At 56.6% G+C, this 19,598-nt stretch carries 21 protein-coding genes; 13 read left to right on the top strand and 8 right to left on the bottom strand.

Going from position 1 to position 19,598, the window contains the following annotated elements; genetic code table 11:
• The first annotated feature begins 132 nt into the window (after nt 1-132).
• The 7 genes from hpxU to hpxK all read left to right on the top strand — a co-directional run bounded on the left by hpxU (nt 133) and on the right by hpxK (nt 6,535).
• A complete protein-coding gene (gene hpxU / locus K7H21_RS17450; RefSeq protein WP_004131213.1) occupies nt 133-972 on the top strand; it encodes a MurR/RpiR family transcriptional regulator HpxU in 840 nt (279 codons plus the stop codon).
• A gap of 214 nt (nt 973-1,186) precedes the next feature.
• Entirely contained in the window at nt 1,187-1,972 is a 786-nt protein-coding gene (locus tag K7H21_RS17445; RefSeq protein WP_004871415.1) for a transporter substrate-binding domain-containing protein, read from the top strand.
• Nucleotides 1,973-1,981: 9 nt separating this feature from the next.
• The gene (locus tag K7H21_RS17440) at nt 1,982-2,647 is read left to right on the top strand and encodes an amino acid ABC transporter permease (RefSeq protein ID WP_049114166.1); all 666 of its coding nucleotides are present in this window, start codon (nt 1,982-1,984) and stop codon (nt 2,645-2,647) included.
• Complete coding sequence (locus K7H21_RS17435; protein ID WP_004871411.1) at nt 2,647-3,303, top strand: amino acid ABC transporter permease; 657 nt, start codon at nt 2,647-2,649, stop codon at nt 3,301-3,303. Before K7H21_RS17440 ends, K7H21_RS17435 begins: the two co-directional genes overlap by 1 nt.
• Nucleotides 3,284-4,024, top strand: a complete 741-nt coding sequence (locus K7H21_RS17430) for an amino acid ABC transporter ATP-binding protein (RefSeq protein ID WP_004131222.1) — start codon at nt 3,284-3,286, stop codon at nt 4,022-4,024. Before K7H21_RS17435 ends, K7H21_RS17430 begins: the two co-directional genes overlap by 20 nt.
• A 10-nt stretch (nt 4,025-4,034) precedes the next feature.
• On the top strand, nt 4,035-5,276 hold the full coding sequence (locus K7H21_RS17425; RefSeq protein ID WP_049114165.1) for a pyridoxal-phosphate-dependent aminotransferase family protein: 1,242 nt from the start codon (nt 4,035-4,037) through the stop codon (nt 5,274-5,276).
• Nucleotides 5,273-6,535, top strand: a complete 1,263-nt coding sequence (hpxK, locus tag K7H21_RS17420) for an allantoate amidohydrolase (RefSeq protein ID WP_223035253.1) — start codon at nt 5,273-5,275, stop codon at nt 6,533-6,535. Before K7H21_RS17425 ends, hpxK begins: the two co-directional genes overlap by 4 nt.
• A gap of 80 nt (nt 6,536-6,615) precedes the next feature.
• Here the strand turns inward: hpxK and K7H21_RS17415 are convergent, their stop codons facing one another.
• Together K7H21_RS17415 and K7H21_RS17410 are read right to left on the bottom strand one after the other, a co-directional pair.
• Nucleotides 6,616-8,325: a pectate lyase gene (locus tag K7H21_RS17415; protein ID WP_004131232.1), complete on the bottom strand. Its 1,710-nt coding sequence runs from the start codon at nt 8,323-8,325 to the stop codon at nt 6,616-6,618.
• Between the two features lie 68 nt (nt 8,326-8,393).
• On the bottom strand, nt 8,394-9,095 hold the full coding sequence (locus K7H21_RS17410) for an oligogalacturonate-specific porin KdgM family protein (RefSeq protein ID WP_004131233.1): 702 nt from the start codon (nt 9,093-9,095) through the stop codon (nt 8,394-8,396).
• Between the two features lie 692 nt (nt 9,096-9,787).
• Between K7H21_RS17410 and K7H21_RS17405 the strand changes: the two genes are divergently transcribed.
• Both K7H21_RS17405 and K7H21_RS17400 read left to right on the top strand, forming a co-directional pair.
• Complete coding sequence (locus K7H21_RS17405) at nt 9,788-10,336, top strand: helix-turn-helix transcriptional regulator (RefSeq protein ID WP_004131234.1); 549 nt, start codon at nt 9,788-9,790, stop codon at nt 10,334-10,336.
• Between the two features lie 182 nt (nt 10,337-10,518).
• Nucleotides 10,519-10,815: a chorismate mutase gene (locus K7H21_RS17400; protein ID WP_004131235.1), complete on the top strand. Its 297-nt coding sequence runs from the start codon at nt 10,519-10,521 to the stop codon at nt 10,813-10,815.
• 103 nt (nt 10,816-10,918) lie between these two features.
• On the opposite strand, the gene K7H21_RS17395 is transcribed toward K7H21_RS17400, so the two are convergent.
• Complete coding sequence (locus tag K7H21_RS17395; RefSeq protein ID WP_142473619.1) at nt 10,919-11,398, bottom strand: DUF2938 family protein; 480 nt, start codon at nt 11,396-11,398, stop codon at nt 10,919-10,921.
• 83 nt (nt 11,399-11,481) lie between these two features.
• Between K7H21_RS17395 and K7H21_RS17390 the strand changes: the two genes are divergently transcribed.
• From K7H21_RS17390 to K7H21_RS17380, 3 genes are all read left to right on the top strand, one after another.
• Complete coding sequence (locus K7H21_RS17390) at nt 11,482-11,880, top strand: MerR family transcriptional regulator (RefSeq protein WP_223035903.1); 399 nt, start codon at nt 11,482-11,484, stop codon at nt 11,878-11,880.
• 33 nt (nt 11,881-11,913) lie between these two features.
• Entirely contained in the window at nt 11,914-12,228 is a 315-nt protein-coding gene (locus K7H21_RS17385; RefSeq protein ID WP_004131241.1) for a hypothetical protein, read from the top strand.
• Nucleotides 12,229-12,594: 366 nt separating this feature from the next.
• Nucleotides 12,595-13,497, top strand: coding sequence for a GGDEF domain-containing protein (locus K7H21_RS17380; RefSeq protein ID WP_004131242.1), 903 nt, complete (start codon nt 12,595-12,597; stop codon nt 13,495-13,497).
• Between the two features lies 1 nt (nt 13,498).
• On the opposite strand, the gene K7H21_RS17375 is transcribed toward K7H21_RS17380, so the two are convergent.
• Nucleotides 13,499-14,332 (bottom strand): helix-turn-helix transcriptional regulator, encoded by an 834-nt coding sequence (locus tag K7H21_RS17375; protein WP_049114159.1) that lies wholly within the window; start codon nt 14,330-14,332, stop codon nt 13,499-13,501.
• Between the two features lie 252 nt (nt 14,333-14,584).
• On the opposite strand from K7H21_RS17375, the gene K7H21_RS17370 reads away from it, so the two are divergent.
• Nucleotides 14,585-15,352 carry a phytanoyl-CoA dioxygenase family protein gene (locus K7H21_RS17370; protein WP_004131245.1) on the top strand — a complete coding sequence of 256 codons (768 nt, stop codon included), beginning with the start codon at nt 14,585-14,587 and terminating at the stop codon, nt 15,350-15,352.
• 358 nt (nt 15,353-15,710) lie between these two features.
• Here the strand turns inward: K7H21_RS17370 and K7H21_RS17365 are convergent, their stop codons facing one another.
• Genes K7H21_RS17365 through K7H21_RS17350 form a run of 4 tightly spaced genes read right to left on the bottom strand, consistent with a single transcriptional unit; the run spans nt 15,711 to nt 19,578 of the window.
• The gene (locus K7H21_RS17365; RefSeq protein WP_004131246.1) at nt 15,711-16,052 is read right to left on the bottom strand and encodes a PTS fructose-like transporter subunit IIB; all 342 of its coding nucleotides are present in this window, start codon (nt 16,050-16,052) and stop codon (nt 15,711-15,713) included.
• 15 nt (nt 16,053-16,067) lie between these two features.
• Nucleotides 16,068-16,943 (bottom strand): [formate-C-acetyltransferase]-activating enzyme, encoded by an 876-nt coding sequence (locus tag K7H21_RS17360; protein ID WP_004131248.1) that lies wholly within the window; start codon nt 16,941-16,943, stop codon nt 16,068-16,070.
• On the bottom strand, nt 16,909-19,206 hold the full coding sequence (locus tag K7H21_RS17355) for a formate C-acetyltransferase (RefSeq protein ID WP_049114957.1): 2,298 nt from the start codon (nt 19,204-19,206) through the stop codon (nt 16,909-16,911). The genes K7H21_RS17360 and K7H21_RS17355 overlap by 35 nt, the downstream gene beginning before the upstream one ends.
• 51 nt (nt 19,207-19,257) lie before the next feature.
• Nucleotides 19,258-19,578: a PTS fructose-like transporter subunit IIB gene (locus tag K7H21_RS17350; protein ID WP_004131252.1), complete on the bottom strand. Its 321-nt coding sequence runs from the start codon at nt 19,576-19,578 to the stop codon at nt 19,258-19,260.
• Between the last annotated feature and the right edge of the window lie 20 nt (nt 19,579-19,598).

Genomic DNA, 19,598 nt, shown 5'->3' with positions numbered 1-19,598 from the left:
TTGCAAAAGCTGTTCCATGTCTGAACGTAAAGTTTCAATCGCTGCTGGTGAGGGGCGTTTTTTGTCGAACTGGCATGCATTATGAAAGACGTTAACGGTATAGTGCGGTGAAACGAAAGTTACAGAGGTCTTATGCAACAGCTTGATGAACGACTAAAAGAGCAGTACCCGTCTTTATCGCCGCAGGAACAGCGGGTGGCGGATTTTATTTTCGATCATTTTGATGACCTGATTAGCTACAACAGCGCGGAGCTGGCGCAGCTTAGCGGGGTATCGAAAGCCACGGTCAGCCGGCTGTTCAAGCGCCTGGGCTATGAGAAATATAAAGATATGCGCGATGAGCTGCGCACCCTGCGCCAGAGCGGAATGCCGCTGACCGATAATCGCGATGCAGTGCAGGGCAACACGCTGCTGGCGCGCCATTATAAACAGGAGATGGCCAACCTGACCCAGTGGGTTAACGCCCTTGATGTCCAGCAGTTCGCCGAGGCGATTCAGGCGCTGGTGAGCGCCCGGCGTATCGTGATTATCGGCATGCGCAATGCTTATCCGGCGGCGCTGCATTTGCGCCAGCAGCTTTTACAGGCGCGCGGGCAGGTGCTGGTGCTGCCGCAGCCGGGACAAAGTTTAAGCGAGGAGCTGGTGGATTTAACCGCCGACGATGTGGTGGTGGTGATGGCGTTTCGCCGCCGTCCGCGAATTATTCGCCCGCTGCTGCAGCAGCTACAGAGCAGCGGTATTCCGGCGCTGCTGATGTGCGAACCGCAGGCCCACGGCCTGTTTCCGCTGGCGCGCTGGCAGCTTTGCGCGCCGCTGGATAGCGTATCGGCCTACGATAGCTACGCGTCGGTCAATAGCCTGATCAATCTACTGTCGAACGCATTTCTGCACGAAATTCTCGATAAAGGCCGCCCGCGGATTCACGATATTGCCACCCTCTATCAGCAGCTGGACGAGCTGGAACAACGATAATGGGGCGCCAGCGTGGTGCCTTGCATGGTTTTGGTGCGATAAAATAATGAGGAAACGCGCAGTCGTTTCCTCTTAATTCCTCACTTTCCCTTGTTTTACCTCTGCTTAGCCAAATGCCGGGCTAACACGATGCGCGGCGATTTATCTGGCACATTAGTTGCAAAAGTGACTTTAAAGAATCTTTTGTTTCATGCTAACGTAACGGGTAAACATCATGAAGAAACTGTTGATCGCACTGGCCGGGGCCGCTTGTCTGTTAACCAACCTCTCGGCGGCGAAGGCTGACCAGCTCCAGGATATTGAAAAGCGCGGCACGATCCGCATTGCGGTGCCGCAGGATTTTCCGCCTTTTGGCTCGGTGGGTACCGACCTTCAGCCGCAGGGCTACGACATCGATATGGCGCGCTACCTCGCCAAACAGATGAAGCTCAAGCTGCAGCTGGTGCCGGTCACCAGCGCCAACCGCGTGCCTTATCTGCAAACCGATAAGGTGGACCTGGTGATTTCCAGCCTCGGTAAAAACGCCGAGCGCGAGAAGGTGATCGATTTCAGCCGCGCCTACGCGCCGTTCTTCCTCGGCGTATTTGGTCCGAAGGGCGCAGAGCTGAAAGACCCGGCGGCGCTGAGTGGTAAAAGCGTTGGCGTAACCCGCGGCGCGGTGGAAGACATGGTACTGACCAGCGTGGCGCCGAAAGAGGCGCAGATTAAGCGCTACGAGGACAACAACACCACGCTGTCGGCGTATCTCTCCGGCCAGGTGCAGTACGTCGCGACCGGCAATCTGGTGGTGGCGGCCATCTCCCGGCAGAACGCTGACAAAGCCCCGGTGCCGAGCTTTATGCTGAAAGACTCGCCGTGCTTTATCGGCCTGAAGAAAAATGAACCGGCCCTGAAGGCGAAAGTGGATGCGCTGATTGAGCAGGGCGTAAAAGACGGCACCCTCAACGGGCTGTCCGAGAAGTGGCTGAAAGCGCCGCTGCCTGCCAGCCTCGGCGCGTAAGGTTCGGGCATGACGGAGCAACTTCATTTCTCTGAGCTCTGGCCGCACTGGCCGGAGCTGCTGGCGGGGCTGTGGGTGACCATTCAGCTGACCGTGCTGGCGACCATAGGCGGCCTGACGATTGGCATTTTCGGCGCCGCCGTTCGCAGCGGACGTCCGACGTGGTTCAGCCGGATATGGGGCGGGTATGTCGAACTGATTCGCAACACGCCGTTTGTGGTACAGCTGTTTTTTATCGTCTTCGGCTTACCGAATCTGGGGCTGAAGATGACGGCGGGCGAGGCCGCGCTGCTGGCGATGGTGGTGAACCTCGGGGCCTACAGTACTGAGATCGTGCGCGCCGGTATTCAGGTGACGCCGAAAGGGCAGTGGGAGGCGGGGCGCGTGCTGGGGCTGACCCGGTCGCAGACCTTCATTCAGGTCATTCTGCCGCCCGCGCTACAGCGCATTTATCCGGCGCTGGTGAGCCAGTGCATCATCGTCATGCTCGGTTCGTCGGTGGTGTCGCAGGTCTCTTATGAAGAGTTGACCTTTGCCGCCAACCTGATTCAGTCGCGCACCTTCCTCAGTTTTGAGGTCTATCTGGTGACGACAGGGATTTATTTAGCGCTATCGATAACGATGCGTCAGCTGCTGCTGGCGGCGGGACGTAAATGGCTGGGGGTACAGGCATGATGACCACCTTTACCGATTGGGACATTGTCCGCAATCTGCTGCTGGCCGGGCGCTGGACGGTGCTGCTGTCGCTGGTGGCGTTTCTCGGCGGCGCGTTGGTGACTCTGCCGCTCCTGCTGCTGCGCATGACCGGCGGGCGCCAGGTAAAACGCCTGATCCGCGGCTATATCGAACTGTTTCAGGGGACGCCGCTGCTGATGCAGCTGTTCCTCGCCTTTTTCGGCGTGGCGCTTTTCGGCATCGACGTTTCGGCGTGGACCGCGGCCTCGCTGGCGCTGACGCTGTACACCAGCGCTTTTTTGCTCGATATCTGGTTCGGCAGCATTCGCGCCCTGCCAAAGGGGCAGTGGGAAGCCTCGCGTTGTCTGGGGCTGAGCTTTGGCCAGACGCTGTATCGCGTCGTCGCGCCACAGGCGCTGCGGATCGCCATCGCCCCGACGGTGGGGTTCGCTGTGCAGGTTATCAAGGGCACGGCGCTGGCGTCGATTATCGGCTTCGTCGAGCTGACCAAAGCGGGCACCATGCTGACCAACGTCACCTATCAGCCGTTTAAAGTCTTTGCGCTGGTGGCGCTGGGCTATTTCATTCTGTGTTATCCGCTGTCCCGCTACAGCCGTTATCTGGAGAACAAATTCAATGCCTCTCATCACCATTAATCAGATGCAGAAGTATTACGGCGATAACCACGTGCTCAAGGGCGTCGATCTGGATATCGATATGGGCGAAGTTATTTCGATTATCGGCCGCAGCGGGTCCGGAAAAAGCACGCTGCTGCGCTGCATCAACGGGCTGGAAGGCTATCAGGAAGGCAGCATTAAGCTCGGCGGGATGACCATTACCGACCGCGACTCGCAGGCGCGTGAGATCAGCCGCTCTATCGGCATGGTGTTCCAGAACTTTAATCTGTTCCCGCATATGACGGCGCTGGAAAACGTGATGCTGGCGCCGCGTCGGGTGCTGAAGAAGAGCGCCGCCGAGTGCCGTGAACTGGCCCAGCGGATGCTGGAAAAGGTCGGATTGGGCGACCGGCTCGATTACTACCCGTCCAGTCTCTCCGGCGGCCAGCAGCAGCGCGTGGCGATTGCCCGCGCGCTGGCGATGTCGCCAAAAGTTTTACTCTGCGACGAGATCACCTCGGCGCTGGATCCGGAGCTGGTGGGCGAAGTGCTCAAGGTGCTGGAGCAGCTGGCGGCGGAGGGCATGACGCTGATTCTCGTGACCCATGAAATGAATTTTGCCCGCGAAGTGGGCGACCGCGTCGTATTTATGCATCAGGGACGCGTCTGGGAGCAGGGCGATAGCAAAACGCTGTTCGCCAACCCGCAAACCAGCGAACTGAAGCAGTTTATTTCCTCCGTGCGCGGCCTCAATCAATAAGGACTTAAAGATGGATATCTCCCAGTTTTCGCAACTCAACCCACCGTCGCGCCTGCTGATGGGGCCCGGCCCGATTAACGCCGACCCGCGCGTGCTGCGCGCCATGTCGAGCCAGCTGATCGGCCAGTACGACCCGGCGATGACCCACTATATGAACGAAGTGATGGCGCTGTACCGCGGCGTATTTCGTACCGAAAACCGCTGGACGATGCTGGTGGATGGAACCTCAAGGGCCGGGATTGAGGCGATCCTGGTTTCGGCTATTCGGCCGGGCGACAAGGTGCTGGTACCGGTATTTGGCCGCTTCGGCCATCTGCTGTGCGAAATCGCCCGCCGCTGCCGGGCGGAAGTGCATACCATTGAAGTGCCGTGGGGCGAAGTGTTCACCCCGGACCAGGTGGAAGATGCCATCAAACGTATTCGTCCGCGTCTGCTGCTAACGGTGCAGGGCGATACCTCGACCACCATGCTGCAGCCGCTGGCGGAGCTGGGGGAGATCTGCCGCCGCTATGACGTCCTGTTTTACACCGACGCCACCGCCTCGCTGGGCGGCAACCCGCTGGAAACCGACGCCTGGGGACTGGATGCGGTCTCGGCTGGGATGCAAAAATGCCTTGGCGGCCCGTCCGGCACCTCGCCGATTACCCTCAGCGCGCGCATGGAAGAGGCGATTCGCCGCCGCAAATGCGTGGAAGAGGGGATCCGCACCGATGCCCACCGCGACGGCGACGAGGAGATGATCTACTCCAACTATTTCGATCTCGGCATGGTGATGGACTACTGGGGGCCGGAGCGCCTTAACCACCATACCGAGGCCACTACCGCGCTGTTCGGCGCCCGGGAATGCGCCCGCCTGATCCTACAGGAGGGGCTGGATAACGGCATTGCCCGGCATAAGCTGCACGGCGATGCGCTGGTTAAAGGCATCCAGGCGATGGGGCTGGAGACCTTCGGCGATCTGAAACACAAGATGAACAACGTGCTTGGCGTCGTCATCCCGCAGGGCATCAACGGCGACCAGGCGCGCAAGCTGATGCTGGAAGATTTCGGCATTGAAATCGGTACCTCATTTGGCCCGCTGCACGGCAAGGTGTGGCGGATCGGCACCATGGGTTATAACGCGCGGAAAGATTGCGTGATGACTACGCTCAGCGCCCTGGAGTCGGTGCTGAACTACCTCAAATTCCCGACCACCCAGGGCGCCGCGATGCAGGCCGCGTGGGACCACTATCGCAGCGAGCGCGCGCAATGAGTCAAACACAACGCCAGCAGGCGGATATGCAGCAGGCCGCGGCGCGAGTGATGGCCCGCGCCGACGAGCTGGCGGCGATCAGCGAAACGCCGGATGCCCTGACCCGGGTTTATCTCTCTCCTCAGCATCTTGCGGCAAACCAGCGGGCGGCGCTGTGGATGACCCAGGCCGGGATGACCGTCTGGCAGGACAGCGTCGGCAATATTTGCGGGCGCTACGAGGGAGAGCAGGAGGGGGCGCCCGCCATCCTGCTGGGGTCGCACCTTGATACGGTGCGCAACGCCGGGCGCTATGACGGTATGCTCGGCGTCCTGACGGCGATCGAGGTGGTGGACAGCCTGCATCGACAGGGGCGTAGGCTGAAAAAGGCGATCGAGATTGTCGGCTTTTGCGATGAAGAAGGGACGCGTTTCGGTATTACGCTGCTCGGCAGCCGCGGGCTGACCGGCACCTGGCCCGAGAGCTGGCTGGCGCAGACCGATGCCGATGGCGTCAGCGTGGCGCAGGCGATGGTGCTGGCCGGGCTGGATCCGGCGCGCATTCACCTGGCCGCCCGCAGCCTGGAGGAGATCGCCGCGTATCTGGAACTGCATATCGAGCAGGGGCCGTGCCTGGAGCAGGAAGGACTGGCCTTAGGCGTAGTGGAAGCGATTAACGGCGCGCGTCGCCTGAACTGCCGCTTTACCGGCGAGGCGGGACACGCCGGGACCGTACCGATGAGCCATCGGAAAGATGCGTTGGCCGCGGCCGCCGAGTGGATGGTGCTGATAGAGACGCTGACCCGCGAACAGGGCGGAAACCTGGTCGCCACGGTGGGGACGCTGCGCTGCGCGCCCGGCGCGGTTAACGTCATTCCCGGCGAAGTGACGCTGACCCTCGACATTCGCGGGCCGAACGACCAGCCGCTGGATGCGCTGCTGGATACGCTGCTGATGGAGGCGCAGGTCATTGCCTCCCGTCGCCAGCTGCGGTTCAGCGCCGAAGAGTTTTACCGGATTGCCGCTACCGCCTGCGAAAGCGGATTGCAGCAGGTATTGAGCGAAGCGGTGCAGGCGGTGCAGGGGCGTTCGCTAACGCTGCCGAGCGGCGCCGGGCATGACGCCATCGCCATTGCCGAACGCTGGCCATCAGCGATGCTATTTGTGCGCTGCAAAGGCGGCATCAGCCATCATCCCGCCGAGTCGGTCACCGCCGACGATGTGGCGCTGGCGATAGACGCCTATTCGCGCGCGGTGTCGGCGCTGGATGTCGGGAAGTAAGCGCCGGGCGGTCCGGCGCTGTGCAAGTGGAGCTGTCCCGTCGCGGAACGGTCCCCCACCGGTGGCGGTGGGGGACCGTTTTATTTTTTGCCGTTCGGTTTGAGCTGTTCACCGGGTTTAAGGCGGAATAGCTCGTCATCGCGGGTGGAGTAGCGAACCGTTCCGTCAGCCAGTCGATAAGCACCCTCGGTGAATCCCGCGCCGTTCAGGAACGGCGCCACCGCTTCTGGGGTGTTGCGGAAGGCGGCTTCCAGGGCGAGAAGCGCATAGGGGGCGATACTATCGATACTGGCATATTCGGCCTCAGGATCATCGACAAAAAAGCCGTTGATGCGCTGGTTTTTGATGATGTTAGCGCTGATCCGATCCGCCAGCATCAAATAGTCCTGCTGCCCGGTGGCCTGCCACAGGTCGATAAGCGCGAAAATCGCATACGGCTGATGATTCTCCGTTTGGCTGTTCAGCCTGCGGTTCGCGCCGCCAGGTTCGCCAATATCACCCAGTCCCTGGCCTTTGGCGATACCGCGGGCGACTTTCCAGATGGCATGATCCGGTTCAAGCGTCCAGGCGCGAGCGTAGGAGAGAAGAAATTCATTTCCTGCCGGATAGGCTTTCAGCACCGTGCCTTTTTTACCGTAATAGCCGTCGCGTTTTAACACATAGCCGGAGAGGTCCGTGCCGTTGGCCAGCAGAGGGCGGAAGGTATTGTTCTGCTCATCGTAAGCGTAGGTCGCGAAGGCCTTGAGGCCATCAAGGGTCCATTTTTTGAGATCGTCGCCGGCTGTGCCCAGCGATTTGGCCAGGGCAAGCTGCATCAGCGCATTTTCTGAGTAGAGCGTGCTGGTCCGGCCCTTCAGCAGCATATTGCCTTCCAGCGCGTCCGGGCCCAGTTCGGGACCAAACTGACGCTGCGCACGGTCGCCGTATTTCGAGTGCGTGTCGCTATCATCGGTGGTGTCGGCGCGTTTTAGCGGTTGGGTAAACTGGTAGACGCCCAGTCCGGTTTTCTTATCTCGCGGCAGTACATACTGTTCGGCCAGACGCTTCGCCCACGTCAACGCGCCTGCGTCGCCATCGTATTTATAGAGCAGCGATGCGGAGTAGATAAGGTCGTTGCCGGCATTGAGAAAGCTCAGGCCTTTGGTGGCGAAAAACGGCGGCTGTTGCTCAAAATCACTTTGCCAGAGCGCGCCCATCGCTTTGCCGTACTCCCCATGACGGCTGGTTTCCAGCGTTTTCCAGTCGTAAACATGGGCATTCCAGAACGCTTTGATAAAGCGCGCGGTGGCCTTGTCATCGACGGCAAACATCATGTCGTAATAGGGGTACGCGTTTTTAAGTTCATGGACCATCTCCTTTTCGCTTGGGCCTTGAGGTTGCAGCGTTTTCAAATCAACAAAGCGATGCCCTCCCCACAGCAGCAGCCCGCTGGCGTCCTGATAGTGGTCAAAGTAGTAGCGAATATTCTCCGCGACCCGCTGCTTATATTTTGCTTCGCCGGTCAGGTTGCTTAACCCTACCAGCACCCGCATCAAATTTTGCTGGGCGGAGAAGTTCGACAGTACGGTAACTTTACCGTCCGGAAAAACCCACTCCATTTGCTTGCCGGTGCGAGGATCCACGCCGTTTGCCAGCAGAGGAGAGTGATGGCCGTACCGATCTCCCGCTTTATCCAGCACGACGTCGGCGAACTGCTTTACGCTGCTCAGCCGCGCGTTCTCCTGGGCGCCAGCACTCAGCGAGAAGAGACTCAGTGCGCCCAATGCCAGGGTGATTTTTGCAATCTTCATTATTTTCCTCTTAATGAAAATAAGGGTTTAATGAAACCCTTATTTATTATCTGGCTGACAGGAAGTTATCAGAAGGAGTATTTCACACCAACGCGATAACGCGTTTGGCGTTCATCGGTGGCTTTACTGCCGGAAACGTTGCCGATGGCCATATAAGGGGACCAGTTTTTATCGAATTTATAGGTCAGCTTAAAATCATGGGTCCAGTCGTAGCTTTCGTTATCCGCTAAAATAACCCCGGCGGAGTTGGCTTTTTTATAGTCCAGTTCATAATCGAGCTGATAATCTTTGAGGAATTTCCAGGAAATAACGCTGGTCAGATTATAACCGTTCTCTGAGGTATCTTTAGATGTACCGATATTGCCTGAATTGCGCTTGTAGTAAGGGCGGTAGCGCAGTGAGGCGCTGAGGTCATCCGTCAGGTTGGCTTTGCCGCGCAGATAAGGGCGGTAGTTGTTTGAAGACGAACTGGTATCCAGAGAGAAGCCAGGCTCTATCTGAAAGGTTTTATTTATTTTATGCACATAGCTCGCCACCACTTCGGTGCCGTTACTGACGGTTTCATCATAGGCTTTATTTTTATCCTGCGAACCTTTCCATTTCCCTTCCAGCGACAAGCCAAAACCATTAGCAAAACGGTGCGACATCAACAGTCTGTCTTTATGATTATTGCCGGCTTTGTCATTGGTTTCATGACGATAATCAAACGTCACCGCGTGGGCAGCAATACTGATAAAAGGAATCGTGACTAATAATAATGAGCGAAACATAGGGTGCCTCTACTTTTTATATTTTCCAAAGGTACAAGAAATTACCTGCCGTAAAGCAGGCAGAACGATACACATTAAATTATTAGATGGTGGTGTGGTGCCGGGTGCCTCCCGGTGAATCAGGCGCTGACTTCCTGATTCGTCAATAAAAACGAAACGTAGATGAGGGTATTCCTCCATTCAGCATGACCCCGCCGCTTAGGGGGATTCACCACACATTATTCTTTATTCCCTGATGATGACTAACTCACACTGTTTGTAATTTTATTGAAAATAACTTTTACACAAAATGAAATGATGTTTTGAGATCGAGATCTGAATATTAAAAAGAGAGAATAAATATTTTTTATGTTATTTATAAAGATAATCCTAATTATGTATTTTCCATTTTTATCATGGAGTTACATATTATTTTGTGGTTTTTTGACGCTTTTTTATACCTGAATTTAAGGCTTTATTTGAACTGGCGGTAATCGTATTCCTATATTTTTAAATGCTCATTTTGTTAAAACTTAAAAATACTCTGATAGTTTCAATGGTTAAACCGAAGTCAATACTTCCGATTCCTTTAACCTAAACGAAAGCTAAACGGAAAAGATTGCGCTATTGATCTGCCAGACTGACGACATAACACTCTCAGAAAAGTATCCATATGGAAGGATAATAAAAGACAGTAACCTCGGGACTTCAAGATGACTATTCATGGAAAGGATCGTGTATTTATTTCTGGCGTAGAGACTCTATTGCAGGAACTGAGCGATGGCGCGGATGCAGGGTTAAGCAACTGTGTGTATGTCACCTGCGGGATGGATATCCAGGAGATTTATGCTTTGTTCTTTCGCCATCCGCCGGAGCACTACGCCATCTTCATCACCTCTGAGCGCCATTTTGAGGCCATTAACCGGCTGTTTCCAGGCCTGCTAAAGCTCTGTTTGTCAGAGAGGTTGACGGTTGAAGAACTGCGTCAGGCGTTAAAAGTGATGGGCCTGTTTTCGGCCCAGAACCAAAGCGTTGCTTATCTGCCCGATACGTTTAATTTTACCCACGCCGAGCAACAGATCATGAGGCTCAGTTTACGCGGCCATTCTCTGGATGATATTGCCCGTATCCGCGGGGTCAGTCCGTCCACGGTCAGCGTCCAGCGTACCCGGCTGATGAAGCGTATGGGGACCAACAGCCTGCAGGAGCTCTGTTCCCTCTATGCGGCTATGCGTACCCAGCGACCACCGCTGTCCGGCTAAGCTCTATCACTAACAAATACGCGCGTCCGCGGATAAAAACGAAAGGTCACCGCTGCAGCGCGCCGCCGGCATCGGCCTTGAAGAAAAGCTGGCCAACGCTGCCTGAATAGACGCCAGGCGTGGAATCGGGCGAAATTTACTATATCATTATGAGCCCATGTACTAGTTTGGAGGTTCAAATAATGACGTTTTCCACCCTTGCCGATGTCAGAAGTCAGATCGATTCGATTGATAGCGAACTGGTGAGCCTGATTGCTCAGCGCGCTGAGTGTGTTCAGGCCGCCGCCGCATTTAAAACAGACCACGCAGCCGTACGCGCGCCAGAACGCGTGCAGCAGGTTATTGATCGGGTTCGCGAGAAGGCGGCTGCGGCAGGGTTGCCCGAAGTGATTATTGAGAAAGTGTATCGGTCCATGATAGACGCCTTTATTGAGTATGAGCTTGAGCAGCATAATCAGCTACAGCGGCAAAACAGGTGATATGGGTTGCTAACGGTTGGTCGGGTGAGCGAGCCGCGCAATATTCCCGTACCGCGAAGGGGGCAGTTAGCCTCACTCTGACCCCCGGTGGTCTGTTAAGCCATTATTCCCACGCTCTGATTGCCAGAGCCGCGATATAGAGTCCGAATCCCCAGGCCAGATGCGTGAGCACGCTGAGCAAGCGAGCCAGCGATGGGCGAGGTGTTTGCGACGCCGCGATGCCAAAGCCCAATGCGGGCTGAAGAATGATGAACGGCGCAAATAAGGTTAACCCGCCTGCCTGCAGGCCTAATGTAAGCGAGGGGGCGTCCAGCCAGACGGCGCCGCTCAGTAGCAGAGGGACAAAAGCAAAAGCGATCCCGGTCAGGTAGTGAAATACCCAGCCGGTAAGCCTCTCCCCAGCCATTTCCGGCGTTGAGATGATGGTGCGATGGCAGAGCTTTCCTCTGGCTAGCCATAATATCCAGCGACCGACCAGGGCATAGTTCAGCGGCGGTATCTTGAGGATGTATTTTTGACACCATGACCACAAATCCATGATCAGCGTCGCGCCAATACCCGTTATGACAGTTTTAACAACAATAATCGTATCCAGGGTGTACTCCTTTTCCAATCAATGACAGGCTGGTAGCCAGTGTGCAACTTAAAGCGAGGTTTAAGTCAATGATGAAAGCGCTGGATATCCGACAAATTGCCGACCTCTCCGGCGTTACACCCTCAGCATTGCGTTATTACGAAAAAAAGGGATTAATTCAGCCTGTTGGTCGTAATGGTTTGCGAAGGCAATACCATGAAAATGTGCTCAATAAGCTGCAGCTCATTGCGCTGGGGCAGGCGGCAGGGTTTACGCTGGATGAACTCGCCGCGATGTTTGGTTCGCAAGCCGGGGTCTCGATTGACCGGGGGCTGCTCCTCCAGCGTGCGAAAGAGATTGATGCTACCGTGCGCAAGCTGCAGCTGTTAAGCCGCGGGCTAAAGCACGCAGCGCGCTGCACGCAGCCGGAGCATAGGCATTGTGAAGAGTTCAAAAGAGTGGTGGCGAAAGGGTTGAGGCTGGTTGGCTGATTAATTACTTCAGACTGTGATGAGAGCATAATAATGGACAAAAATTTTACACCTGAGCAAATCGAAATCATTAATCGCGTGGTTTTTGCGCGCGTCGAACAAATGAAAGAGCAAGTGACTGACCTTATTACTCAGACAGAGCGCGATGCGCACCAGCAGCTGGCGGATTGCGGGATTGATATGACCGATTTCTCTCCGGCTAATCAGCACTTTCTTATGATGACAATCGTCCAGGCGCTGATAGATCGGGTGCACGGCGGCGACAGGGCCCTTGCCCGGAAGATAATAACCATGGAGGCGAAGAGACTGAACGTCAGCGTTTACGTTGAAGCTGATAGTTCGAGATAGCCTTGAGGCTGAGTCTGCGGCGGACCAGAGCGTTATAAACTGCGTCAGCACTGCCTTATTTGCATAGCGGAGTCCGCCCCTTCAGCATCGGCCATCGGGCTAAAAATGGAAGACCGCTCCCGGAGTCCAGAAAAGGCCTTTCCCCCAGCACCGATTGCCACATCCTCGTAGCGTTAACTCTTTATTATTCGCGCCACTGACTTCGTCGCCATGGATTGGTAGTAGGTTGGAACATTCCGCGGGATCAGGCCACTCTCTTCTGCTCGCTGCTGCGCATCGCCCGGCATCGCGCCTTTACAGTTCGCGCAAACGCTTTCCGCTGTTATGCTAACACCCTGGCAAGCCGCGCTGTAAAGAGACCTGACCATGGCCGAACGCGAAAAAAACATCCATATTCAACCCTCGTCTTCTATTTCCCGAACCCATATCTTTCCGGCGCTGCTGGCGATCGCCGCCGTAACGGGCCTGTGCGCGTTCGTCTCGCCGCCGCTGGGGCCGTGGCGCGTGATTTTGTCTAATCCCGGTATGTATATCGATCTTCTGGCGCTGCTTTTTCTGCTGTTTATGCTCTGGAGCTCAACCAAGGTGCGCATGAACCACGTGGCGGTCAACTGGGTACGCTACGGGCTGCTGCTATGGATTGCCGGAGGCACGTTCGATCTGATGGACGAAATCTTCCGCCAGCCGCGCTGGATGGGATACTACTGTGAAGATCTGCTGCGTCTGACCGGCATGCTGCTGAGCGCGGTCGGGGTCTACAAAATCATCGAGCGCATCAATCTTCTGTACGTCGACGCGCGTTCTCAATCGCTTAAGGATGAGCTGACTCAACTACCAAACCGCCGTTTCTTTATCGACACCGTCCGCGAAAAGGCGGGGAATACGCAGGCGCTAATGATTGTTGATATCGACTACTTTAAGAAAATTAATGACACCTACGGCCATCTGGTGGGGGACGAAGTGCTGTTTGCCCTCGGCAAACAGCTGGCAAAACTCACCAGCGATAAGGTGCTGCCATCGAGGATTGGCGGCGAAGAGTTTGCCATTATCGTTGATGGCCTGTCGGCGCAGGAAGTGGATGAACTGGCGCACTCTATTCTGCAAAACGCCCGGGCAATCCTGATTAACCACGACAACCCGCTGTCGATTAGCATTGGCGTTGGCCTGCGGCATCAAGACGAGCCGCAGAATCAGTTTATTAAAAAGGTTGATGACGCGCTCTATAAAGCAAAAAATAATGGCCGCGGGCGGGTTGAATGGGCCGTGTGAACTATCCCTGCTGCGCGCTGCGGCAGTGGCGGCGATATTCGGACGGCGAGCGCTCGGTATAGCGTTTAAACACCCGGCAGAAATAGTTGCTGTCGACGAACCCGCAGTTGTGGGCGATCTCTTTGACCTTGAGGTCGTAACCGCGCAGCAGCTTTTTCGCTTTTTCCAGGCGCACGCTGGTGAGGAATTCATTAAAACCGACGGAGCCGGATTTCTGGAATATATGCGACAGGTAGTTGGGTGTAATATGAAAGCGCTTCGCCACCGACTCGCGGGTCAGCGGCTGGCTGAGATGCTCTTCGAGATAATCCTGTACCGCCAGAAAGAGATCGCGGCTGCGGCTGACGCGCATCTCCAGCCCGACCAACTGCTCAAGGCAGTGGCTCAACAGGGCCGCGACCACCAGCCTGGCGGTGACTGGGTCCGGCTGCAGGCAGATTTCATTGAGCGACAGCAGCAGGTAGGAGCCCACGCGCGGCCCCAGGCGGGCGACATTCTGCTTTTCCGTGCGCAGCTGCCTGCCGTCCCAGTGTTGAACGCAAAACCCGAGCTTCTGGCGGCCAAACAGAATGCTTAACGTCGACGCCGGCGCGGTCCATTCCGGCAGCGTCCATTTACCCGCCTGAACGTAGAGTACCTGCGAGGCGGAGAGCATCGTCTCCGACAGCGGAAGCCCGTTCTCCTTAAGCTCACCCTCGAGCACAATTTCCAGCCGTGGAAAGGGTACCTTAAACGCCAGCGCGGGCTCGGAGATATCCGGGTCGGGGAACCTGACGTGCAGATTATCTTTCTGATTTACTAAACGATTTAAAATATCCGCCAGATCGTCAATCATTCCGTATGCCTTAGAAGAGAGCAATTATCCTGTTGATTATAATCTATTTTATCTACACAGGTTTGTTCTGTATCAGGCGACTTCACTAATGATGGCCCTGCAGGAAGGGGGAAAAAGCTGGATTTTGATGGCCATCACACTTTTCCCTGCCGCGTACGCTTGTCCAGTTTTTCGTAGTTTTGGCCTCATGTATTCCCGCCCGCCGCAGATTAGAGTTTGTTTTGTGTTATCGATAAGTTAAGGAATATAAATATGGAACAACAATCTGCGGTTTATCTGGATGCGCTGGGGGCGAACGTTACGTTGAGCCCGACAATGAAACAGGAGCTGGATACCCTGGGCTACACCGTCGTGCATAACGTGGCGGACGCGGAGTGGCTGGCGGCGATGCGTACGCTTATCGACGCCATCGTCGAGAGGGAGGGCGATAATCTGGCGATGGAGCACCACCAGGAAGCGACGGCAACCCGCATCGCCAACCTGATTAACAAAGGCGCGATTTGGGAAAAGGTCTGGTCCCACCCGCTGATTCTCTCCGCCTGTCGGCATGTTTTTCAGGGGGATTTTAAAGTCTCCAGCCTGAACGCGCGGGAAGCGTTGTTTAACGGCGGCCATCAGCCGCTGCATGCGGACTGGAAAAAGCCGCGTCCCGATTTTCCGAAAGTGCATCTGGTGAATACCATCTGGGCTATCGATGACCTGAGTGCGGAAAACGGCGCGCCGCGCATTATTCCCGGTACCCATCTTCGCCCGGAGTTGCCGGAAGAGGTGCTGGACGATCCAGAGCTGGCGCATCCTGATGAGGTAGTGTTCGCCGCGCCGGCGGGCAGCGTGATGATTTATAACGCCCACGCCTGGCACGGCGGGACGCGCAACCGCGTTGGCAGCAGAAGGCGCGTGCTGCACGGTTTATATATCGACAGAGCGGATACCGCGCAGCAGGATCAGCAACGCTGGCTGACGCCGGAAACCGCCAGCCGCCTGACGCCCGCGCAGAAATGGCTGCTGGGGGTGGCGTAAAAATCGCATGGAATTATAGCCCCGGTAAGCGCAGCGCGACGGGGGGAGGCCTGAGCGGGCGCAGTGCTATATCCCCGGGCCGCGGCGCAAGCGCCTTGCCCGGGCTACAAAACGGCAAACGGCGGTGAACCTGTAGCCCCGGTAAGCGCAGCGCGACCGGGGGAAGTCTGAGCGGGCGCAGTGCTAATTCCACGGGCCGCGGCGCAAGCGCCTTGCCCGGGCTACAAAACGGCAAACGGCGGTGAACCTGTAGCCCCGGTAAGCGCAGCGCGACCGGGGGAGGTCTGAGCGGGCGCAGTGCTATTTCCCCGGGCTGTGGCGCAAGTGCTTTGTCCGGGCGACAAAATCACCGACACCCTCAGGGGAGCTCGATATAAACCACCGGTTTTTTCATAATGCATTTCACCGCCTCGACAATCTGCTGCGGCTGCAGCAGAAAGGTTTTAATGCTGGTCTTAATGGTGCGGATGCCGTTAAAACGCTGGGCATCGTCAATTTCAATATCCGTCACCAGCAGAACGACATCGACGTGGGCAATATCGTCAGCCGTGATTTTGTTCTCCACCCCCAACGCGCCCTGGGTTTCTATTTTGATATTCCATTTCTCCTGGTGGCCGACTTTTTCCAGCCGCTCGGCCGCCATATAGGTGTGAGCGACGCCGCTGACGCAGGCCGTGACGGCAACGATATTGAAATCCATAGCATCCTCCAGGCGTTATCCGCCGATGGTCACGCTAAAACCGGCCTGTTCGGCCAGCGTCTTGAATGGTTGAATCTCAGATTCCGCAGGAGCTTTAATCATCGACATCGACCATGTTTTTCCCAGTAAGTGATATTTGGGTTCGCCGTACTGATGGAACGGCAGAAGATGAATTTCGGGCAGCTTAAAGGGGGCCAAAAACGCCAGAATCTGACGGAAATTCGCGTCATTCAGCGTGAACCCCGGAATCAGCGGCACTCGGGGTATCACGTGAATATGCGCTTCCACCAGACGGGCGAAGTTGTCCAGCACCCGTGGCATATTCATCCGCAGCTGCTCTCGGGCCAGCGCTTCATCCATGATTTTCAGATCAAACAGCACTTCGTCGCACGCCTGCGCCAGCGGAAAAAAACGGCTAAAGGCGCTATCGCCCGCCGTTTCAATCGCCGTTCTCACTCCCCATTCGCGCAGGCGGCGCAGAAAACGCGCGGCAAACTCGGCCTGCATCAGTACCTCGCCGCCCGACAGGGTAACGCCGCCGCCGGAGGCGCGGAAGAAGACTTCATCCTTCAGCACCTCTTTAAGCAGATTATCCAGGGTGACGTCGCGGCCAATCTGCTCCCACGCCCCGGAGGGACACTCGACCACGTCCTGCTGGCAGCGGGAGCAGCGCAGGCACTTGCTCTCCCGACGCACGGTCTGAATTTTCGGCGAGATCGATTCCGGATTGGCGCACCACGGGCAGGTGTGCGGGCAGCCTTTAAAAAACACGACGGTACGGATCCCCTGACCGTCATTCAAAGAGTAGCGCTGGATGTTAAAAATGCGCGCCTTATCGGCACGCGTTTCCATCACCTCACAGCTGATGCGCGGTGCGGCGGATAATGTCATCCTGAATCTCCTGCGACAGCTCGACAAAAAAGGCGCTATAGCCGGCGACGCGCACCACCAGACCGGCGAAGTCCTGCGGCCGCTGCTGGGCTTCGCGCAGGGTGTCGGCGTTGACCACGTTGAACTGAATATGCTGTAGCTTCAGCTTGGTGAAGGCCTGCAGAAAGTCGGCCAGCTTGTTGAGGCCGCTGTCGCCGGCAAGGGTCGCCGGGGTGAATTTGACGTTCAGCAGCGTCCCGTTGGAGAGCAGAAAGTTATCCAGCTTGCTGACCGACTTGAGCACCGCGGTCGGTCCCTGCACGTCCTGGCCAAGCATCGGCGACAGCCCGCCGTCCGCCAACTGCTCCCCGGCCAGGCGTCCGTCCGGCGTCGCGCCAACCACCGACCCTAGCGGCACGTGGGCGGAGACGGTATAGGAGCCCGGCGTGAAATGACCGCCGCGCGGGTTCTGGTAACGCTCAACCTCTTTGCAGTAGAAGCGCAGCAGATCGGCGCTGATGTTATCCACTTCATCGATATCGTTGCCGTATTTCTCGAAGCGGTTGATCAGGCGCGCGCGGATCTTTTCGCCTTCCGGCGTCTGGAAGTTGGCTTTCAGCACCGCGATCAGTTCGGCGAAGCTCAGTCGTTTTTGCTCAAACACCATCCCTTTGAGCGCGTGCAGCGAGTCGCTGAGATTGGCGATGCCGATGCCCTGCACCCCGGAGAAGTTATAACGCGCGCCGCCTTCGGTGATATCCCGGCCGTGCTGCACGCAGTCTTCAATAAAGGAAGAGAGCAGGGGAACCGGCGCCCAGTCGCGGTGGCCGATATCGCAAATATTGCTGCCTTCGACCATCAGCTTAATGTAATAGCGAATCTTGTCGCGGATTTGGTTAATCAGCCCATCCCAGGTGATATCAGGATTGCTTTCGTTTTCCAGCATCACGATTTCCATCACCTTCAGCAGGTTAAACATGGCGATATCGTGCAGGCCGTAGGTGCGCCCCGGGATCGACAGCTCAACGCAGCCGACCACCGAGTAATCCCGCGCGTCTTCCAGCGAGACGCCGCGGTTGAGAAACGCCGGGATCACCACTTCATCATTAAAGATTTGCGGAATACCGGTACCGAGGCGAATGGTTTCGGCGGTTTTGCGCAGGAACGGACGGTCGATCAGCTCGTTGACCCGCACGCCGAGGTTCGGCTGCGGCAGGCGCACGTTCTGGTAGGCGTCGAGGGATAAAAACGACAGGATATTGACCGCGCTGCGCCCAGTCTCGGTCAGACCGCCGAGCAGGGCGGTATAGCCGGTTGGGAAGCCTGCAAAGTAGCGCGCGCTGCTGGTGGAGCGCAGCAGGACGATATCGTTGCACTTCACCCACAGCGACTCCAGCAGCTCCTGAAGAAACTGCGGATCCTGGCCGCGATTTAATGAAGCCTGATAGTACGGCAGCATGTACTGGTCAAAGCGCCCCAGTGAAATGGAGCTGGCGTTGGATTCATACTGCAAAATGATGTTCATATACCAGAAGAGCTGGCAGGCCTGCCAGAAATCTTCCGGCCGGTGCAACGCGTTATGGCGGGAAATTTCCGCGATGGTCTCCAGCTCTTTGCGCCGCTGAACGTCGACGCAGCCGGCGGCCATGTCATCGGCAAGCGCCGCATAGCGCAGAATATGGCGCTGGGAGGCTTCCAGCAGGATCTGCACCGCCTGATAAAAACTGTTCTGCGGGTGCTGCTTATTTAGCGCCTTAAGCTCTGCCACCAGCGCGGCGAGGCCGTTTTCCAGCAGGCGGGGGTAGTCGATAATGATATGCCCCTGGCCTTTGTCGGTTTGGTTAACGCTAAAAATCTGTGTGCTGACGGCGGCCTTCACTTCATCGGTCATCTGGCTGTTGATGAAGTCCTTCATTGAGCGATTCTCCCAGTAGGGGAACAGCTCTTCGCGGTAGATGCGCTTGTCTTCTTCGCTGATGGTGAAGCGGTCCTGTGGGCGGGTCGGGAACTGGTCCAGCTCCTTAAGCAGCCAGTAGGGATCCATCTCCGGCGACATAATCCCGGCGCGCGGTTTGATCGTGCGGTTACCGGCAATCAGTTCATCATCACGAATCGAAATCTGCACATGGTCGAGAACCCATGCGGTCGCTTTCGCCCGGCGGATCACCACGGGCTCCCCCTCGGTCTGTTTATGGCTGGCGGTGTAGAGCAGGGCCCGCTCGAGGGAGATTTCGCGCGGGTTGGCGAACAGACGATCTTTTAAGCGTTGAGTGCGATTGGTCATGACAAACTCCATGTTATTTTGCGGGGCGCAGGCCGCGCCCCGTGTATTCAGTCAGGCATTTTGTGAAAGGTGGCTGTCGATTTTGTTCATAATGGCTTCGGCGCGCTTCACGGCGTCGCTGATGTTGACGCGCACGATGGTTTTACCGGCAAAACGCTCTTCGAACTTGATGCCAATATCTTTGGTCAGAATCACCATATCGGCGCTGGCGATGTCTTCCGCGGTCAGCTCGTTTTCGATGCCGATGGAGCCCTGAGTTTCTACTTTGACCTGCCAGCCTTTGGCTTTAGCGGCGCTCTCCAGGGATTCGGCGGCCATATAGGTGTGGGCGACGCCAGACGGGCAAGCGGTAACGGCGATAATTTTAGTCATACAATATTCCTTCCAGTGTC

The sequence above is a fragment of the Klebsiella sp. CTHL.F3a genome (genome assembly GCF_019890895.1).
GTDB lineage: Bacteria > Pseudomonadota > Gammaproteobacteria > Enterobacterales > Enterobacteriaceae > Klebsiella > Klebsiella grimontii.
Note: the sequence above shows the minus strand (reverse complement) of the source record. Positions and strands in the feature narration are given on the sequence as shown.

Excerpts from the sequence above, each read along its gene's own strand:
- K7H21_RS17365 (WP_004131246.1), bottom strand. The coding sequence starts at position 16,052 with ATGGATTTCAATATCGTTGCCGTCACGGCCTGCGTCAGCGGCGTCGCT.
- K7H21_RS17440 (WP_049114166.1), top strand. The coding sequence starts at position 1,982 with ATGACGGAGCAACTTCATTTCTCTGAGCTCTGGCCGCACTGGCCGGAG.
- K7H21_RS17415 (WP_004131232.1), bottom strand. The coding sequence starts at position 8,325 with ATGAAGATTGCAAAAATCACCCTGGCATTGGGCGCACTGAGTCTCTTC.
- K7H21_RS17370 (WP_004131245.1), top strand. The coding sequence starts at position 14,585 with ATGGAACAACAATCTGCGGTTTATCTGGATGCGCTGGGGGCGAACGTT.
- K7H21_RS17385 (WP_004131241.1), top strand. The coding sequence starts at position 11,914 with ATGGACAAAAATTTTACACCTGAGCAAATCGAAATCATTAATCGCGTG.
- K7H21_RS17390 (WP_223035903.1), top strand. The coding sequence starts at position 11,482 with ATGAAAGCGCTGGATATCCGACAAATTGCCGACCTCTCCGGCGTTACA.
- K7H21_RS17400 (WP_004131235.1), top strand. The coding sequence starts at position 10,519 with ATGACGTTTTCCACCCTTGCCGATGTCAGAAGTCAGATCGATTCGATT.
- K7H21_RS17410 (WP_004131233.1), bottom strand. The coding sequence starts at position 9,095 with ATGTTTCGCTCATTATTATTAGTCACGATTCCTTTTATCAGTATTGCT.
- K7H21_RS17350 (WP_004131252.1), bottom strand. The coding sequence starts at position 19,578 with ATGACTAAAATTATCGCCGTTACCGCTTGCCCGTCTGGCGTCGCCCAC.
- K7H21_RS17445 (WP_004871415.1), top strand. The coding sequence starts at position 1,187 with ATGAAGAAACTGTTGATCGCACTGGCCGGGGCCGCTTGTCTGTTAACC.
- K7H21_RS17405 (WP_004131234.1), top strand. The coding sequence starts at position 9,788 with ATGACTATTCATGGAAAGGATCGTGTATTTATTTCTGGCGTAGAGACT.
- hpxU (WP_004131213.1), top strand. The coding sequence starts at position 133 with ATGCAACAGCTTGATGAACGACTAAAAGAGCAGTACCCGTCTTTATCG.
- K7H21_RS17430 (WP_004131222.1), top strand. The coding sequence starts at position 3,284 with ATGCCTCTCATCACCATTAATCAGATGCAGAAGTATTACGGCGATAAC.
- K7H21_RS17360 (WP_004131248.1), bottom strand. The coding sequence starts at position 16,943 with ATGACATTATCCGCCGCACCGCGCATCAGCTGTGAGGTGATGGAAACG.
- K7H21_RS17435 (WP_004871411.1), top strand. The coding sequence starts at position 2,647 with ATGACCACCTTTACCGATTGGGACATTGTCCGCAATCTGCTGCTGGCC.
- K7H21_RS17425 (WP_049114165.1), top strand. The coding sequence starts at position 4,035 with ATGGATATCTCCCAGTTTTCGCAACTCAACCCACCGTCGCGCCTGCTG.
- hpxK (WP_223035253.1), top strand. The coding sequence starts at position 5,273 with ATGAGTCAAACACAACGCCAGCAGGCGGATATGCAGCAGGCCGCGGCG.
- K7H21_RS17375 (WP_049114159.1), bottom strand. The coding sequence starts at position 14,332 with ATGATTGACGATCTGGCGGATATTTTAAATCGTTTAGTAAATCAGAAA.
- K7H21_RS17355 (WP_049114957.1), bottom strand. The coding sequence starts at position 19,206 with ATGACCAATCGCACTCAACGCTTAAAAGATCGTCTGTTCGCCAACCCG.
- K7H21_RS17380 (WP_004131242.1), top strand. The coding sequence starts at position 12,595 with ATGGCCGAACGCGAAAAAAACATCCATATTCAACCCTCGTCTTCTATT.